The organism is Dethiosulfatibacter aminovorans DSM 17477, assembly GCF_900142005.1.
In the GTDB taxonomy this organism is placed as follows: Bacteria; Bacillota; Clostridia; order Tissierellales; family Dethiosulfatibacteraceae; genus Dethiosulfatibacter; species Dethiosulfatibacter aminovorans.
On the sequence record NZ_FQZL01000007.1, the window covers coordinates 130,487 to 148,075 of the forward strand.

A 17,589-nucleotide genomic window follows, 5' to 3' on the forward strand; every position below is an offset into this window, starting at 1 on the left:
CACTAACAAAAGATAAAATCAATAAATAGTAATAAATTGATGCTAATCTCTTAAAATCCTTTAAGATTTTATACCCAATCAAATACATTAAAAACGACCATAATAATAAATTATCGGGCACCTGTCTTTCAGGTCAGATAGAGCTTCACAACTATTTATAGCAAGGTCGTTTTTAATACTATTTATCTTTAAATACTGAATACTGTTATCAAATAGCAGCAGGCAATAATACTGTGAATCTGGTCCAGTCATCCTCTGATTCAAGGATTATCCTGCCACCATGTTCCTTTACGATCCTTGATGATATGCTAAGACCAAGTCCTGTACCCTCGCCGGGATCCTTAGTAGTGAAAAAGGGTTCAAATATTTTTTCCCTTATTTCATCGGGAATCTTGCCACCATTGTTCTCTATTGATATTCCAACTTCTTGGCCTTCCATGAAGGTCTTTACCTTGATTGACCTGTCATGGGATCTGTAATTCTCAACGGCACTCCTGGCATTGATTAATATGTTTGTAAAAACCTGCTCGAGAGCCACTGAGTTTGCAAAAACACAAGGCAAACCCTTTGCTAAATCCTTTAAAACATCAATATCATGGACCTTGAGCTGTTGGCCTATGAGAAGAAAAATATTGTTGAAGGGAACTTCTATCTGAATCTTTTCCATGGGCATTTCACTGTCAATCTTCCTGGTGAAAATCCTCATATGGTCTATTATTTCAGCCATCCTGCCTATCTGCTCCACAATTATTCCCATACTGGAAGGCAGTGTTTCCAGATCCAGCCTTTCCTTCTTAATATCCCTCAATATGTCCTGACTCACAAGCTTCATATTGTTGAGGGGTTGGTTGAGTTCGTGGGCTATGCTTGAAGTAAGTTCCCCAAGGGCCGTCATTCTTTCCGTATGTACAAGCTGGGAAGTTGCATCCTTTAGCTCTTCTCTGAGTCTAGCTATAGCGGTTTCCATTTCTCCCCTGGTGTCGGCCTTTGCAGCATCCTTCAAGAGGCTGTCTATGAAGATATTATCAATTTCATCATTAAATCCATCAGGAAGTCCAACCTTTTCCAAAGAAAGGAATGTATAAAATGAATTTTCAGCATCCAGCTTTATAGCCTTGACATCGGCATTGAACTCCATATTCATAGGGTCCATGCATGGTACGTCCTTTCTTTCAAACATACCAGACTTGAGTGAAAGCTCTATATTCCCAACCAATGATTCAGGATCCTTGAAAAGGTCCATATAGTGCCTGTTAAGAAGTTTACTCTTGTCAAATCCCCAGAATATCTCTGCTCCATGGTTTACTGAATCTATGAAACCTTCACAATTAACTCTTATATATGTCTTTCTTCTAAACATGGAAATACTCCTCATATTTTATTTTTTCAAAAATCATGCCTTGAATGTATTCCTATATATTTTATTTCCTTTCTGTCATTTTTTCAATAAAAATCGGTTTATTCCAGTAGAATGCATCGACCTATGATTCGAATCTGATCCGGTAAGGTTCGATTTCACCCCCTGCAATACCTGCCAATGTCAAAATCCTTGCAGTAGTCAACAAAATCTTCCGGCAGCAAGGGCCTGCTGAAATAAAATCCCTGGTAAAGGTCGCAATCCATCCTTCTTAGAATGTGCAACTGCTCCCTTCTTTCCACCCCTTCGGCAACAACCTTGCCCCCCAATTCGTGGGCGGTATGGATTATATGCTTTACTATTGTCATTATCTCTGGCTCTTCCAAACGGTCTATGAAGTATTTGTCTATCTTTATGATGTCAAAGGGGATCTCTCCGATAGTCAAAAGGGAATTGTATCCTGTACCGAAGTCGTCTATTGCAACCCTGTATCCCATTTCCCTTAGGCCGGTCAGGACATCCTTAAGTCTTTTATTGTTTCCGGACAACATTCTTTCTGTTAATTCTATGGTATAGTCATTCCTGTCATAGCCTTTTTCATCTATGATGTCCTTGACCCAGGCCCTGAAGTCATCATCCAGGATTTCTGTTGAGGTCAGGTTGACTGCCGACCTTATTTTCAATCCCTTGTCCCTCCAAATGCTCGTTTGATCAAAATTACTTTCAATGACCCACTTTGATATTTCCTTGACAAGACCAATCCTTTCGGCAATATCCACAAAGATTCCGGGGCCTACATTTTCCCGCTTGCCCCTGTCCCACCTGAGTAGTACTTCGGCCCCTGATATTTCATTTTGATTAATGTCGATTACAGGCTGGTATACCAGGAAAAATTCGTTTCTTTTTATTGCATCCGAAAGGTCAGCGGATACTTCATGAAAAAGCCTGCCTTTTTTTTCAGATACTGAATCATAGTAAAATATTCCTGATTCGTGCAGGTCTCCGTTATCTGTTGCTATCCTCGCCTTGTTAAGTATTTCCATGCCGCTGGATTTTCCACCCTGGTAATGAAAAATCCCTGTCTTCATCTGAATCCTGAAGGAGTAATCTTCAATTTTTACAGGTAAGGACATTTCTTCAACCCATTTTTTCACTCTGTCGCTCGTATTTCCTCTGCTGCTTTCCCTGTAATGGAATATAAATTCATCGAAGTTTATGGAATAAAGTTCTATTTCAGAAAATTCCCGCTTAAAGCTTTTGATGATTTGTTCAACTATCTTTTTCACTACCTTGTTGTCTATGTACTTGCTTATAGCCTCAAGATTATTGCACTTTATGACATTTATATAAAACTCTTCTCCCCTCTCTACCATTCTGTCAAGGTCAGGCAAGAGTTTGCTTGCATTGTAAAGACCCGTAAAGGGGCTTGAAATCCTATCCTTTTCAATTTTTTTCCTTAGCATTTTTATTGTTCTGTCCATTGTGAATACACCAACAAAAACAATTAAAAGGACAGCAATGGCAAAAAGGCCAATCCTCATGTTTCTCGACCTGACATATTCGTCGGAATGGCTGTAGAAGTAGCTCATGTATAATTCCTCAAATATACCGCTTTTTACTAATCCATCAATCCTCATGTTGATAAAGTCTAAAAGCTCACTGTTCTCAATGCTTACAGCATATGCCATTTCTGTTGGATAGAGGTTGGTCCGTACTGCCCGTATTTGTCCTTTCTTCCCTTCCATGATAAGATAATTATCTATCAGCTGCTGGTTCTCGAAAATAACATCTATCCTTCCAGATTCAAGATCCGATATCATTGCACCTAGATCCTTGTATCCGTGGTATTGCTCAGTTCCCATAATGTTGTCGAGTATCTCCCTGGTATAGTAGCTGGTCATAACGCCAACCTTCAAGTCCTTTAAGTTATCAATTCTATATTTTTCCGAATCATGCCTGGCATATATGGAGATACTGGTGGTGAACAGGGGCTTTGAAAAAAACACCTCTTTTTTACTCTCATCACTTACACTAACAAGTCCCGCCATGTCAATACTTCCGTTGACAAGACCCTTGTATATGGTGTCCCAGTCGTCAATGATATGTTCAACATCATATCCACCACGGTTAAAAATAATTTCGGTAAGATATGGGCTGAATCCGCTAACTTTTCCATCTCTATAATATGAAAATGGGGGATATTGGCCCGTAGTTCCATATCTTATTGTATCTTTCCCTTGATCCTCTTGCTTAGAATCAACTCCACTGCATGAAATTGCTGCAATCATTTCTAAAACTGCAACCGCTGCCACTAAAAAAACAAACTTCCTTTTCATAGACCCCTCCTTTTAAGCATGTAGATGAGTATTCGAATCATTGAAAATATTTTCCGTTCATTATTTACCCAAATCCATTCATTATTAGAATACCATAATGTAGATTGTCATTCAAAACTTTATTAATCTAACACTTTCGCTTGACTTGGATGATAATAAGCTCCGAGGACATATTCAATAAATCCATCTGCCGGAAGGGGTTTGCTGTAGTAGTATCCCTGTATATATGAACATCCAATCTCTTCCAGAAAACAAACCTGTTACTTCGTCTCTGCTCCCTCGGCCACCGTCTTAAGACCTAGCCCGCCGGCCATTATGGATATGTACTTTGCAATACTTCCGTCATCGGTCTCCGGAAAGTCCTTTATGAAACTCCTGTCTATTTTCAGCTCATCAGTTTCCAGATTTTTGAGATATGACAGGGAGGAAAATCCCGTTCCGAAATCATCTATCGATACCTTCTTTCCTAAGTTTCAATAATATGCCGTTGATATCTTCAACGTTTTTCATGAGGATGGTTTCAGTTATTTCAATTGTAAGCATATCGGGATATATCTTCCCCTTCCAAACTTTCTCCATGGCGTCCCGATTTGAATTCAGCAGGGTTCTTGCCTTTTACATCTTCAAAATCAAAGCCTGTAATATCCTTGTAGGCGTCATTTACAAAAATTATCCTGTTTCTCCTGTCTGTTATAATGACTCCATCATTGGTTGTATCTGCAATTATCTTGTTTATTGACAGGTTTTCCCCATTTTCCATCATGAAGTAAAAGAAGATTATTGCAACCAGAAGCAAAAAACAAATCATCTCGCTGTTTTTCTTTGCTTGTAAAAAATAATCCCTCTTTGATTTGTCCTGCAATTGATTTTCAGCAACAACAAAAGGATCTAATCCCTTCTCCACATTAACCCTGATTTGTTCCATACCTTCAAGGCTTAAAAACCTTATCTGGTCAATATCATCAATGTTTTTTCCCATTCTGTAAAAAAGCTGTTCCAGTTCATGCCTGTTTTCAACATTGTAATTATCAATATATCTTTGCATTTCACCAGAATTTGCTATAACCTTAAAGCTCCTGTAGGCTTCTCCGTAATCTCATTTATGCTGTTTGCAATTATTTCATTAGAAAGCCTCTGTTCAGATGAAAACAGTTTTTTCTGTATGTATGATATTGATTATGGTATATGAGTCTTGAATGCTACCGGCAACTTAATCCACTGATTTTAAAAATAAAGCTCAAGGATACATAAAATGGCTAAGTATTTTAAACTTTCCACGTCTATAAAAAACCGCAGATTTCGAATCTACGGTTAGCTGATAATTCTTAAATTAAAGATATTGAATTCACGATTGTTATTATTGGTATTAAACTGCATCCTTACTGTCCTTTTTCAGGACCTTTTCAATGAATATTGCAGCCAGTACCGGATCAAACTGTGTTCCACTGCATCTTCTGATTTCCTCAGCGGCCTCATCACCGGTCATAGGCCTCCTGTGTCTTTCATAATCGGTCATCTTGTCATAGGCATCCGCCAGTGCTATTATCCTCGCAATGTATGGAATTTCTTCGCCCTTGAGACCCTTGGGATATCCCCTTCCGTCCCATCTCTCGTGATGGGCAAGTACATTCTCTGCAATTATTGACAAGTTGTTTACGGAGCTCAGTATGTTGTAGCCAATGTCAGGATGACGCATCATCTGAGCATCATCTGCTTTAGTAATCCTTACCTTCCTGTTAAGGATGGCATCATCAAGGGCCACCTTCCCAATGTCATGAAGGAGTGCTGTTGACTTAAGCTCATTTATCTCGTCACGGCTAAGGTCCAAGGCAATACCCATTTGACCACAAAGCCGGCTGACCCTTTCGGAATGGTTCTTTTCCCTGGGACTCTTTTCATATAGTGCATTTACTATGGTGTCTATCATATTGCCCTTCATCTTCTTGCTTTCAAAGAGCTTGTTCTTGTACATGTTGTCTTCAGCTTCCTTGTATACGGTCTCCATAACCTGATCCTTTTCTGTTTTCGTTGATAAGCCGAAAGAAATGGATATGTTGAAATCGTCAAATTTCGATTTTTCCGCAATTTCCCTGATTCTTTCGATTATTCTATAAGCCTGCTTCCGTCCCGTGTTGGGAAGCAGAATTACCATCTCGTCCCCGCCTACTCTTGATATTATGTCATCTTCCCTGCAAACGGATTTTATGATTTCTGCCGAAGATACAAGCAACTTGTCCCCCATGGCATGTCCAAAGGCATCGTTGACAAGCTTAAGACCGTTTAAGTCTGCCATTATCAGGGAAAGTGGAAGGTTCCTTTTTACATCAAGCCTGTTAAGTTCTTCCTCGAAATACCGTCTGTTATAGAGTCCCGTAAGCTGGTCATGGAAGCTCAGGTATTCTATTTCCTTTTGCCTTCTTACCTTTTCCGTTACATCGTGAATAATGGAGTATATGAGCTTTTCCCCTCCAATTTCAATCGGACCGGAATATACTTCAACATCCCTTGCTTCTCCATTGGACAGCTTGTGGATGAAATTGCAGTGCTTTCTGCCTTCAATGACAGCAAGTGACTTTTCATGATCTATCTCCTTCTCCGACAGTATATTGATGTCTGAAATTTTCATGTTCCTGAGCTCTTCGAGGGTATGCATGTAAAAGCTGCAGGCTGAAGGATTTGCATCAACGATCTTGTCTGACCGGGAATCCACCAGTAGCATAACTGCAAGGTTGTTGTTGAAAAGACTCCTGTATCTGTTTTCACTTTCAAGTATGGATTTTTCAAGTTCCTTTCTCTTGGTTATATCATTTATAAGCATTGCAAACTGGTCTTCCCTTGTCTTGTAGGAATGGAATTCAAAATACTTTCCGAATGATTCCATAAAATATTCTTCCGTATAGGAGTCCTTTTCCAATACCTGCTCTGCAAGCTTCACAAAAAAACCTTTATCTTTTGCTCCCATAATATGTGGAAGACCTTCTCCCTCTACTGCCCTGCTGGTCGTTCCGGTCATTCTATAAAAATTACTGTTGGCATCCAAAGCCCTGAGATTTTCTATGGCACCATCTCCATTCCTCACAACCTCTACGAGGAGAAGGCTCTGATTCATCTCGTCCACCAGTGTTCTGTACTTGTTTTCATTGTATTGTATCTCGTCCTGGGTCTTTTTATTGCCGAATTGGCACTTCAGTATAATCCCTATCATAAGGGACCCTATGGGATAAATTATTATTACAGGAAGGAATATAGCCCTAAGAACAAAAGTAGAAATTGCACCTAAAGTAAGCATCTCAAGAAGCATTGCTATATGAGTAACCATTCCCATAAGGTAAAACTCAATCACAGGTAACCGCTTGTCGGAGTTTGTCAGTTTTTCAAACCTGAATTTTCTCCACAAAAGGCCTATGGCTGCAGATGTTACGATGACCAGCACTCCCGTTGGAGCACCTATTCCTCCGAGGTGAAGTCTGTATGCACTTGTAATCAACGTAGCAATAAAAGTAGGTCCGAATCCGAAGAACAGACCTGTGGAGCTTATCAATATTGATCTGGTATCAAAGAAAATCCCATCGACAAGAGGAATGGGATGAGTCATTATTCCAATGCCTACGATTCCTATTACCACTCCCGATAAGAAGCATATCCTCCTGTCATTTTCCTTTAACCTCAATGTGAGGGATGAATAAAGCATGCTTAGGACGAGAAGCAGTGAAGTGTTATAGATGAGTCCAAAAAAAAGTTCCTTAACCATATTATCTCCAATATTTGTATAGTCAACAATTGTTCAATAGACTTATTATACTGTCGCCTCTTTTGAATTTCAATCTTTTTCGGTCATATGATTCAATTCCCTTTTCAAAAAATCATATCCCCGGCGCCTTTCAGGAAGTTTTTTTCTACGTCTTCAGGTTCAAGCGGCTTGCTGAAATAGTATCCCTGGATCGCATGGCATCCGGCATCCCTCAGCAGCTCGAATTGTTCACGCGTTTCAACGCCCTCTGCCAGAGTCTTGATATTGAATTCCCCGGCAAGGAGGTTCAGCTTTTGTATAACGCTGCACTTGTCGATGTTTGCATATTGATCTACCAGTGACTTGTCATATTTTATCTTGTCAACGGGAAACCTGGTAAGATAGCTGATGGAGGAAAATCCGCTTCCAAAGTCATCAAGGGCAAGGCTCACTCCTATATCCTTGATTTTGTTTAGAAATACAACAGCTCTCTTTGTGTCTTCAAAGAGAAGATTCTCCGTAATCTCAATTTCAATATATTCCGGTTCAACACCATATCCCTCCAGTGTTTTCTCCATGAATTCTACAAAGCCATTGTCGTCAATCTGCCTTACCGACATATTGACAGCTACCGGCTTCACCGCAAATCCTTTCCTCTTCCACTCTGAAATCTGTCTTGCAGCTTCCTCAAACACCCATCTTCCTATGATGTTGATCATTCCTCTTCCCTCTGCTACGCTTATGAAATCAGGTGGGCTTATGTTGACGTCCATGAGCCTCAAGAGAGCTTCAAAGCCGTCTGCACTGCCTGTGGCAGAATTGATTTGAGGCTGGTACAAAAGCCTTAATCCGTCATTTTCAATGGAATGATTCAACAGTTCGCTGATTTTATTTATTTCGATGATATCACCGAGCATATGCTGTCTAAAATACCTGTAGTTGGTAATGTTCCTGCTGCTTTGTTTTGCACTTTTCATGGCGAGGTCGGCTTCATTCAGAATCCTTTCATCATTATGAGAATCCGCTCCGAATGATGTTACTCCGATGCTCAGATTCAATTTCACAGGTTCGCCTCCGATCAAAATATTCCTTCCAAACTTCTCCTTTATGCATTGCAGAAACCCATTTACCTTTTCACCGTCATTTGCCATGAGGACTGCAAACTCGTCTTCACCAAGTCTCGACACAAACGACCCTTTTCCACTGCAGAATTCTATCAGGTTGCCGACAACCCTCAAAACCTCATCTCCAAAACACATTCCTCTTACATTATTCATTTCATAGAACGAGTCTATGTCAATCATGACTACAGTTCCCGAATGGTTTTTCAGCAATTTCTCCTTGAACTTTTCATTGAAGTATCTTCTGTTGTGCAGGGATGTTATATCGTCTTTGTATGCAAGGTCGTAGATATGCTTTTCCTGCTCCTTCAACCCTGAAATGTCAATGCAGATGCCGCTGTAGAGCCCTTTTTCCTCTTCCACGTTCTTCATAATGGCAAGGTAAATCCAGGCTTCCTTTCCATCTTTCATTCCCAGTCTCTCCACGAATTGGGTTTTACTGCCGGACTCGCTGATTCTTCTTGAAATCCTTTCATATACCGAGTCAACCATGCCGTCCTTCAATATCTCGGAAATTGCAATTTCATCGCATCCCCCATTCACATGGCTGCTTTTCAGCACGTCTCCGTATGGAAACGCAAGTTTCTTTTTCATCGAATCATATTCCCAGTATACCGTCCCCGATTCCCTCAATGCCAAAAAAAACTTTTTGTCTAGCTTTTTAACTTTTTCGTTGTATTCGTAAATTTTGTGCAGCATGTTGTTTATAGTCCCATAGATGCCGACAAACACGCTTTTTTTATCTTCAGGCATCATGATGGCTGCATGTTCACCAACATTTATAAGCTTAAGATTCCTGTCAAGCTCGTTGAGGGATGATATCAGCTTTTTCCCTACCATCCGGTAAAATATCAATATCCATCCGCAGCATAGTGCAACCACATTCAGACAAACCATATACATGCTTGTTCTGGCATATTCAAGGCTTACTCCCAGGATTATATTGCCGACAATCTTTCCTCCATGTCTCAGGGGCACCGTAACCTCAAGGGCGTCCATGTGGGAGAAATCACCGGATACCGCATGTTCTCCTATGTCGAGGTTCCCGGGAAAGCTTCCTGGTTCCACATTCAATACATATCCATAAAGTACATGTTCGTCCCTGGTGAAATCGTCAAGAGCAGCCTGGTATGTGTATTTTTCCACAAGGCTGCGTATGTGTTCTGCATTTATCACTATCTGCACAAATTCCCCATTGTCACCTCTGACAAAAATCGATTTTATATATTCATCTCCGTCCAGGGACTTCCGTATATCCTCCACCAATACCGGTTCCTCAGACCTTGAAAACATATCAATGGGGTCTCCCTTTTCGGATTTCCATCCCGTCAGGCTATCATCGGATGAATAGACGGTCCTTCCTTCACTATCATACAGATAAAGGCCTGTAAGGTTATGGTTTTTACATGCCTCCTTCAGGTATTGGCTGTCTATGTTATCCCTGTTCCTAAAAACTTCCCTGCCTATACCTATCATTTTTTCATCCACTATTCCAATAATCCTGTCCAGGCTTTCGCTGTTGTCGCTTATTTTTCGGGAAAGCATTGTTGCAAGGTTTTCAGCATAATCTTCAAGCTGGTTCATGTATATGTTTTTGCTTATGTGATATGTGGTGATATTTATTAATAACACCGTAAAAAGAGTTAAAAGTAGAGGTATGTATATTAATCTTTTCTTGTCCATATTTTTATCTCCAGAGCAATTTCCTATTTTTTGATTTTATACGCTGACTTTAAAAGTATATACTAAATCATCATATAAATAAACCTGGAATATTATTTTTTCAACGTGTCAAGCTATTGAAGCTTCAGCCTGTTTTCAATGGAATTGAGAATATAAAACCCTTTGCTGTTGAGACTGTCACGCCTGTTGTAGGTCATCTCAGAATCATCCATCTGCCTCAACATTCCTCCCGCTTCTTCCACTATGCACTGCATTGCAGCAGTATCCCACTCCATGGTCGGGCCGTACCTGTAATAGATATCCCCTTCACCCTTTGCTATAAGGCACCCCTTCAATGAAGACCCTGCACATTTGATGCTCTTTATCTTGTCGCTGTTCCTCTCTACAAGGTCGTCTATTATGCTCGTCTTGTGGGACCTGCTGTGAAGCATTATGAGGTTGTCCACCCTGTCTGAAACATGGATCTTCTCTCCTGTCAATTCCATATCTTCATAATGCGGGCCACAACCCTCATAAAATTCCCTGCACCCGTATCTGTAGAAGGCTCCTCCACCCCTGTATCCCCAGTACATCTCGTCCCATACGGGAACATAGACAACACCAAGAACGGACTTTCCCTTGCAGGAAAGGGCAATATTCACGGTGAATTCGCCGTTTCTCTTCACAAATTCCTTTGTTCCGTCTAAAGGATCCACTATCCAGCACCAGTCGTTTAAGAGCCTTTCGGAATTATCGGCCGATTCCTCTGCTAGTATGGCCATATCCGGGAATTCCTTCTCAAGTACTTCGACAATATATTCATTAGCCTTCTTGTCGGCCATAGTGAGAGGAGAATTGTCATTCTTGTATTCCACAACGAAGTCCCCTTCATATATTTCAAGTATTATCCTTCCTGCTGAATATGCAGTTTCCTTTATTTTTCCAATGATGCCAGGCAATAATTTCCTTAAATATTCAATATCTTTTTCAGTTATCTCATCCATCCGATAATCTCCATTACAATAAATCGTGTGAAACCAACGATTCTGGGGGTTATAAAAGCCAGGCATAGCCTGGCTTTCAATTATTTATCAACGACAATAACAGTTATTGTCTAATTTCCTTAAATTGGTACATAGCTCTTCACCAATGTCATTTCGCCTTCCAACTCATATCGGCCAAGGGCTGCCGGTATAAGGTAGGAATCGCCTGTGGCAATTTTTTCCCTTCCCTTGAGATGGACAATCTCACCTTCTCCCTTGACACAGGTGAATATGTGGAACCTGTTCCTGTCAGAAGTCTGGTGCATCGATTCCTGGACATTGTAGACTTCTATGTTGAAGTTGGCAGGAAGATTGTATTCCTTGATGTTGTTCCCCTTATAGGTTATAAGCCTGTAGTCGCTTGCTATGTCTTCGGTTTCAAAATCAAGGACATCAAGAGCCTCTTTCAGGTCAAGATCCCTCCCCCTGTTGTAGTCGAAAATCCTGAATTCCTTTTCGAAATTTTCATGGACTTCCAGAAGGGTTATCCCTCCTCCTATGCAGTGAAGAAGTCCGCTTTTCACATAAAACATGTCTCCGGCCTTCACTTCAACCTTGTTGATGCATTTCTCATAGGTATCATCGTCCAGTGCCTTTCTGAACTCTTCCCTTGTGCAGTTCCTGATGCCAAGGTATAGATATGCCCCTGGATCCGCATCAATTACATACCATGCCTCCGTTCTTCCACCAAGGAAGTTCATCTTCTTCACATAGTCTTCTGAAGGATGGACCTGAATTGACAGTTTCTCGTCTGCAGTTATTATCTTTACGCTCAAGGGAAACTGCTCCGAATCTATCTTTGCTCCCAGAAGTTCATTTCTATGTTCACTGATGAGCTGGCTTATTGTCTTTCCTGCATATTCTCCGTTTTCAACAACACTGTCGCCATAGTCGTGACAAGCCAGGTCCCAGCTTTCCCCTATATTCTTGTTTGGAGGAAGGTCGTCCCTGTAAGCTTCAAGCCTTCTTCCACCCCAAATCTTTTCCTTGTAAATACTTTTGAATTTCAATGGATACATGATTTCACCCCACTAATAGTATTTTGTCTCTATTAAAAATATTATACTCACTTTTTCATCTAAAGGCAAATGTGTCGCAGAAAATTTAAACAGTATTATTACATGTGCAGATAAAGCCATGAAACCTATAGTGTAAATATCCTGGTTTGTGAGGTCTCGAATTGAAGCGTAACAATCATCCTTATAAAATTCAGATTGTCATGCTGAATTGAGTAGGGAACAAATCAGGATATTTGCACGAAACTGCCATATGTAATCATACTATTTTGGTTGTCCAATCCTCCACATTCCAGATGTCTGTAACCCAGTCTTCATAGAACAACGGGTCGTGACTTACAAGAAGAATCGTTCCCTTGAATTCCTTGAGGGCCTGTTTCAATGAATCCTTGGCTGCAACGTCAAGGTGGTTGGTAGGCTCGTCAAGAACCAGCCAGTTCACTTCCCTTAGCATGAGCTTGCAAAGCCTTACCTTGGCATTTTCCCCTCCGCTGAGAACCATCATCTTGCTTTCTATATGTTCATTTGTCAAGCCGCATTTTGCTAGAGCGGCCCTTACCTCTCCGTTTGTCATGGACGGGAAAAGGTCCCAGATTGCCTGAAGGGCAGTCTTCTGGTTGTCTTCCGATGATTCCTGCTCGAAATATCCGGGGAATATATAGTCTCCCTTCTCGACATTTCCAGAATAGGGTTTAAGTGCTCCCAGTATTGTCTTTAAAAGGGTGGACTTTCCAAGTCCGTTGACTCCCTTGATTGCAACCTTCTGTCCTCTTTCAAGTTCAATTTTAAGCTTACCCGTCAGCGGCTCGTCGTAACCGATTACAAGATCCTCAGTCTTGAAGAGATACCTGCTTGAAGCCCTGGCTTCCTTGAAATGGAATTCAGGCTTTATCTTTTCCCTTGCAAGCTCAATCTTGTCCATCTTGTCTAGTTTCTTCTGTCTGGATTTCGCCATATTTGTCGTTGCGACCCTCGCCTTGTTTTTGGCTATGAAGGTTTCAAGCTTTTCAATTTCCTTCTGCTGCTTTTCATATGCCTGCTCAATCTGTCTTTTCTTAAGTTCGTTCATCCTCATGAAATTGTCATAGTCGCCCTTGTACCTGTTGAGTTCCGAATTTTCGAGATGAAGTACTACATTTATTACGCTGTTTAGAAACTCAACATCGTGCGATACCAGTATGAAGCTGTTCTCATAGTCGTTAAGGTATCTCTTGAGCCATTCTATATGCTCGTGGTCAAGATAGTTGGTAGGCTCGTCAAGGATCAGTATCATTGGACTTTCAAGCAACAGCTTGACCAGTAGAACCTTCGTCCTCTGCCCTCCGCTGAGGTCGGCCACGTCCTTGTCAAGTCCTATATCCCCAAGACCTAGACCCTTGGCAACAGTTTCAATTTTTGCATCTATGGTATAGAACCCGTTGTGTTCAAGCTCGTGCTGGATCTCAGCAACGTCTTCCATCATCTTGTTAAGCTCTTCTTCCGAGGCATCTCCCATCCTGTCATAGATTTCCATTACTTCAGCCTCCAGCTCGAACATGTGGTTGAAGGCCGTTCTGAGGACTTCCCTGATAGTCATTCCCTTTTGAAGTACGGTATGCTGGTCCAGGTATCCCGTTGTTATCCTGTTGCACCATTCAACCTTTCCCGAGTCGGGCATAAGCTCTCCCGTGATTATGTTGAGAAGTGTGGATTTCCCTTCCCCGTTTGCTCCAACAAGGCCTACGTGCTCTCCCTTAAGAAGCCTGAAGGTAACCTCTTCCAGTATTTTTCTTCCGCCAAAATCGTGATTTACATTTTCTACATTTAATATACTCATCGTTTCTCCTGTACATATAACTTTCCTAAGCTGGTACAAAGCATCTTAGGAGCTTTAACTACATCATCTGATTCATATAGACGATATCAGTAATCTGCCATAAAATCAAGGGAAATAATCATTCTTCAGCATCTTTAGCTGCCTTTTTTCTTTTTCCCATTTTCCTTTGCAATATGAACAAAAGGATCATGACTGCAAAGATAATGAATGACACATAGCATAAAGGTACATCAACTATCTGAGGACAATCTTCTATTGAAAACAACTGTCTTGCAGAAAAATTCACAGCCAGTATTACCCCTAGAAGTGCCCCGGGATAAAAGAGTATGCTCTTTCCCTTCTTCATGAGTGTCGACAGAAACACAAGCACATATGCAAGAAGCACCAGCCAGCAGGCCGGAGTACCAAAAAAATCGGGACAATATCCCTTATCCAAAAGCTCCCTCACTACGAGATAAATCGAAAAGACTATTCCAATTACTGATAAATACTTGATTATACTGTTTATCTTAGACATTTTATCCTCCTTCTGTATGCTATTCTTTACAACAATTATACTTTTTTTAATCCAATACTACAACCGCTGCTTCCTGTACTTTGCACAGCATATGAATATTTATTCCTTATTTTTTCTTTGACATGGTTAAATTATCTGATAAAATATGGTATTATAGTATCATCAATGTACTGGAGGTAATGATAGTGACAAAATTCAATCTTGATAAATGAGTATTCTATGTAGCCGACAATAACATGAAAGTTATTTCGGAAGCCTTCGGTCGAAGGTTAAAGGGTACGGATGTAACAAGGATCCAATGGATAGCAATGTACTATATCAATAAATACAAGGAAATGAAGCAGGTTCAGCTTGCTACAATGATGAATCTCAAGCCGTCTACAGTGACAAGACTGCCGGACAGGATGGAGAACAACGGACTTTCTGAAAGATATATCAATCCTGAAAGCAAAAGGGAGATAATCATAAAACTTACTGAAAAGGGAAACAAGACAATAGAGAAACTACTTCCCTACGGTGACAAGTTCAACGATGACCTGGTAAGGGACATATCACCGGAGGAACTTGAAATATTCCAAAAGGTTATGGACAAGATGCTTGACAATATTATTGGTGCTACTCCCATAAAATAGAATATAACTCATAACAATACAGTAACTGCCCTAGGGCAGTTCTTTTTTTGATAGTCTAAGAAAGTCGAAAATGCGTAATCCCTTGCAATAATGAACGCACCAAAGGCAAAAAGGGCATATGTTTATTTGTGAATTTATTGACAATTTATTCATCAATTGGTATACTGTACAAAATGCATGCTATGCTAATTATTGCATGCGCAATTTTATATTTTTTGGAGGTAGCCTATGGCTGATGTAAGAAAGAAATTGAATGATTTTGTTAATGGATTGGAAGCAGTCGGACATACTAACGGGGAAGAAGTTGGCGCTTTTATGAATTTACTTGGTGCATGTTATGAACCAAAAACTATTGACCTTAAGACCAAAGAGCTTATGAGTGTTGCAATCGGCATATACAACAGATGTGAATACTGTATTGTATACCATTCATACAAAGCTTTGGAGGCAGGGGCTTCAAAAGAAGAAATTATGGAAGCTGCCATGGTTTCCGTTGCATTCGGCGGCGGACCTGCAATGGCATACAGTGTTACTCTGTTGAAGGAATGTGTGGACGAATTTGCACCTGACTTTGCGTAATTGACTTTACAAGACTTACAAAAGAGGCGGATAATCTGCCTCTTTGACTATTTAAAGAGGTGAAAAATGGATATATTATTAACAAAAATTAAGGGTCATGACAGAAAGGGTGTCATTGGATGCATAGAAGTTAAAAAAGGTGATAGTGTTAAATCGGGAGATACACTTCTGACTATAGAAACTTCAAAGTCTGCAGTTGACATAACATCTGAATACGATGGTACCATTACAGAAATTTTGGTTGAAGCGGGACAGGAAGTTTCCATCGGAGACAAGCTCTTCACTGTCGACGGAAAGAAAGCTGAAGCCAAGAAAGCTGCCTACAGCTTCGGTCTTGCAAAAGCCAAGGTTGAAACTCTTGACGTTGATCTTGTAGTCATAGGAGCTGGTCCGGGAGGTTACGAAGCTGCCATATCTGCAGCAAAGGAAGGTCTTGATACAGTAATAATCGAAAGGGAGAAACTGGGCGGCACCTGCCTGAACTGGGGATGCATTCCTACTAAGGCATTTGTAAAGTCTGCGTCACTCTTCAGCGAAATGAAGAAATCCGAAGAATTCGGAATCTTTTCATCAAACCTTTCAGTCGATATGAAAAAAGTACTGGAAAGAAAAAACAGTATAGTCGAAACCCTTGGAGGGGGAATCGAGTATCTTCTGTCTTCAAACAAGGTAAGGACCGTAATGGGTGAAGCCAAAATTGAATCAGCGAACTGCATTAAGGTGAAGAACAAGAAAGAGGACCTCACAATAAACACCAAAAACCTCATACTTGCCATGGGATCCCAGGCAATGAAAATCAATATACCAGGTTCAAATCTTGATGGCGTACTCACAAACAAGGAGCTTCTCGACATAGAAGAGATTCCTGAATCCCTTACCATAATAGGCGGCGGAGTTATTGGAATGGAATTCGCCTTCGTATTCTCTTCATTTGGAACAAAGGTTACAATTGTTGAGTTCCTTGATGAAATAATCAACATAATAGATGATGATGTAAGAGAGGTAATCTACAATGAAGCTATAGAAAAAGGCATTACAATATATACAAGTTCAAGAGCAGATGAAATTATAAAAACGGAAGATGATAAACTCATAACCAAATTTGTCAAAAATGACGAATCCAGGTTTGTTGTATCAGAAAAGGTACTCATGTGTGTAGGAAGGGTTGCAAATCTTGAAGGTGTCGACTGGGAAAAACTTGGAATTGACCTTAACGAAAGAAAAAATGCTGTGAAGGTCAACGACAAGATGGAGACCTCGGCAGAAAATGTCTACGCTATTGGAGACCTCAATGGAAGGATGCAGCTGGCCCACGTAGCCTCCCACCAGGGCTTCACTGCAGTCAAGAATATCCTGGGTGAATCACATGAGATGAAGTACAACAATGTGCCTTCGGCAATATTCACAATACCTGAGATAGCAGTTACAGGATACAGTGAAAAGGAAGCAAAAAACCTTGGTGTCGAAATCGCCATCGGTAAATTCAACTTTGCCGGAAACGGAAAAGCCCTCACCGCCGGGGAGCCTGAAGGTTTTGTAAAGATAATTTACGACAAGACAAGCGACAAGGCTATCGGCGGAAGCATCATAGGTCCACATGCATCGGACCTGATTTCAATCATCACCAACATGATAGAAAACGGAACATCCCAAAAGGATGCATCGGAAGTAATCTATGCCCATCCGACCACTGCAGAAGCTGTACACGAAGGAATACTTGACATATACGGTAAGGCCATACACAAATAGCAACCGGTAGAACCGTTCAAAAAACAAAAGG

The 17,589-nt window shown here is 40.7% G+C and carries 12 protein-coding genes and 1 pseudogene; 3 read left to right on the top strand and 10 right to left on the bottom strand.

What is annotated here, in order from left to right:
* Positions 1–208 precede the first annotated feature (208 nt).
* The 10 genes and pseudogenes from BUB05_RS05850 to BUB05_RS05895 form a co-directional block, all read right to left on the bottom strand.
* On the bottom strand, positions 209–1,360 hold the full coding sequence (locus tag BUB05_RS05850) for a sensor histidine kinase (protein WP_073048528.1): 1,152 nt from the start codon (positions 1,358–1,360) through the stop codon (positions 209–211).
* A gap of 155 nt (positions 1,361–1,515) precedes the next feature.
* Entirely contained in the window at positions 1,516–3,693 is a 2,178-nt protein-coding gene (locus tag BUB05_RS05855; RefSeq protein ID WP_073048530.1) for an EAL domain-containing protein, read from the bottom strand.
* A 260-nt stretch (positions 3,694–3,953) separates the two neighbouring features.
* Positions 3,954–4,151: pseudogene (locus BUB05_RS18985) on the bottom strand (EAL domain-containing protein); the annotation flags it as partial.
* Between the two features lie 71 nt (positions 4,152–4,222).
* Complete coding sequence (locus BUB05_RS05865) at positions 4,223–4,756, bottom strand: PAS domain S-box protein (protein WP_425430039.1); 534 nt, start codon at positions 4,754–4,756, stop codon at positions 4,223–4,225.
* Positions 4,757–5,059: 303 nt separating this feature from the next.
* Positions 5,060–7,444 (bottom strand): diguanylate cyclase domain-containing protein, encoded by a 2,385-nt coding sequence (locus BUB05_RS05870; RefSeq protein ID WP_073048536.1) that lies wholly within the window; start codon positions 7,442–7,444, stop codon positions 5,060–5,062.
* A gap of 104 nt (positions 7,445–7,548) precedes the next feature.
* A complete protein-coding gene (locus BUB05_RS05875) occupies positions 7,549–10,227 on the bottom strand; it encodes a putative bifunctional diguanylate cyclase/phosphodiesterase (protein ID WP_073048539.1) in 2,679 nt (892 codons plus the stop codon).
* 113 nt (positions 10,228–10,340) lie between these two features.
* The gene (locus tag BUB05_RS05880; protein WP_073048541.1) at positions 10,341–11,210 is read right to left on the bottom strand and encodes a 3'(2'),5'-bisphosphate nucleotidase CysQ family protein; all 870 of its coding nucleotides are present in this window, start codon (positions 11,208–11,210) and stop codon (positions 10,341–10,343) included.
* 119 nt (positions 11,211–11,329) lie between these two features.
* Positions 11,330–12,268, bottom strand: coding sequence for a type I phosphomannose isomerase catalytic subunit (locus BUB05_RS05885; protein WP_073048544.1), 939 nt, complete (start codon positions 12,266–12,268; stop codon positions 11,330–11,332).
* A gap of 256 nt (positions 12,269–12,524) precedes the next feature.
* Positions 12,525–14,081 (bottom strand): ABC-F family ATP-binding cassette domain-containing protein, encoded by a 1,557-nt coding sequence (locus BUB05_RS05890; RefSeq protein ID WP_073048547.1) that lies wholly within the window; start codon positions 14,079–14,081, stop codon positions 12,525–12,527.
* Positions 14,082–14,199: 118 nt separating this feature from the next.
* Positions 14,200–14,598 carry a hypothetical protein gene (locus tag BUB05_RS05895; RefSeq protein ID WP_073048550.1) on the bottom strand — a complete coding sequence of 133 codons (399 nt, stop codon included), beginning with the start codon at positions 14,596–14,598 and terminating at the stop codon, positions 14,200–14,202.
* Positions 14,599–14,834: 236 nt separating this feature from the next.
* Here BUB05_RS05895 and BUB05_RS05900 point away from each other — a divergent pair, with 236 nt between their 5' ends.
* From BUB05_RS05900 to lpdA, 3 genes are all read left to right on the top strand, one after another.
* Positions 14,835–15,230 carry a MarR family winged helix-turn-helix transcriptional regulator gene (locus tag BUB05_RS05900; RefSeq protein WP_073048553.1) on the top strand — a complete coding sequence of 132 codons (396 nt, stop codon included), beginning with the start codon at positions 14,835–14,837 and terminating at the stop codon, positions 15,228–15,230.
* Between the two features lie 228 nt (positions 15,231–15,458).
* Positions 15,459–15,809: a carboxymuconolactone decarboxylase family protein gene (locus BUB05_RS05905; RefSeq protein ID WP_073048555.1), complete on the top strand. Its 351-nt coding sequence runs from the start codon at positions 15,459–15,461 to the stop codon at positions 15,807–15,809.
* A 66-nt stretch (positions 15,810–15,875) separates the two neighbouring features.
* Positions 15,876–17,558 (top strand): dihydrolipoyl dehydrogenase, encoded by a 1,683-nt coding sequence (lpdA, locus tag BUB05_RS05910; protein ID WP_073048565.1) that lies wholly within the window; start codon positions 15,876–15,878, stop codon positions 17,556–17,558.
* Positions 17,559–17,589: the final 31 nt, after the last annotated feature.

Excerpts from the sequence above, each read along its gene's own strand:
- BUB05_RS05855 (WP_073048530.1), bottom strand. The coding sequence starts at position 3,693 with ATGAAAAGGAAGTTTGTTTTTTTAGTGGCAGCGGTTGCAGTTTTAGAA.
- BUB05_RS05880 (WP_073048541.1), bottom strand. The coding sequence starts at position 11,210 with ATGGATGAGATAACTGAAAAAGATATTGAATATTTAAGGAAATTATTG.
- BUB05_RS05870 (WP_073048536.1), bottom strand. The coding sequence starts at position 7,444 with ATGGTTAAGGAACTTTTTTTTGGACTCATCTATAACACTTCACTGCTT.
- BUB05_RS05895 (WP_073048550.1), bottom strand. The coding sequence starts at position 14,598 with ATGTCTAAGATAAACAGTATAATCAAGTATTTATCAGTAATTGGAATA.
- BUB05_RS05890 (WP_073048547.1), bottom strand. The coding sequence starts at position 14,081 with ATGAGTATATTAAATGTAGAAAATGTAAATCACGATTTTGGCGGAAGA.
- BUB05_RS05885 (WP_073048544.1), bottom strand. The coding sequence starts at position 12,268 with ATGTATCCATTGAAATTCAAAAGTATTTACAAGGAAAAGATTTGGGGT.
- BUB05_RS05900 (WP_073048553.1), top strand. The coding sequence starts at position 14,835 with ATGAAAGTTATTTCGGAAGCCTTCGGTCGAAGGTTAAAGGGTACGGAT.
- BUB05_RS05875 (WP_073048539.1), bottom strand. The coding sequence starts at position 10,227 with ATGGACAAGAAAAGATTAATATACATACCTCTACTTTTAACTCTTTTT.
- lpdA (WP_073048565.1), top strand. The coding sequence starts at position 15,876 with ATGGATATATTATTAACAAAAATTAAGGGTCATGACAGAAAGGGTGTC.
- BUB05_RS05905 (WP_073048555.1), top strand. The coding sequence starts at position 15,459 with ATGGCTGATGTAAGAAAGAAATTGAATGATTTTGTTAATGGATTGGAA.
- BUB05_RS05850 (WP_073048528.1), bottom strand. The coding sequence starts at position 1,360 with ATGTTTAGAAGAAAGACATATATAAGAGTTAATTGTGAAGGTTTCATA.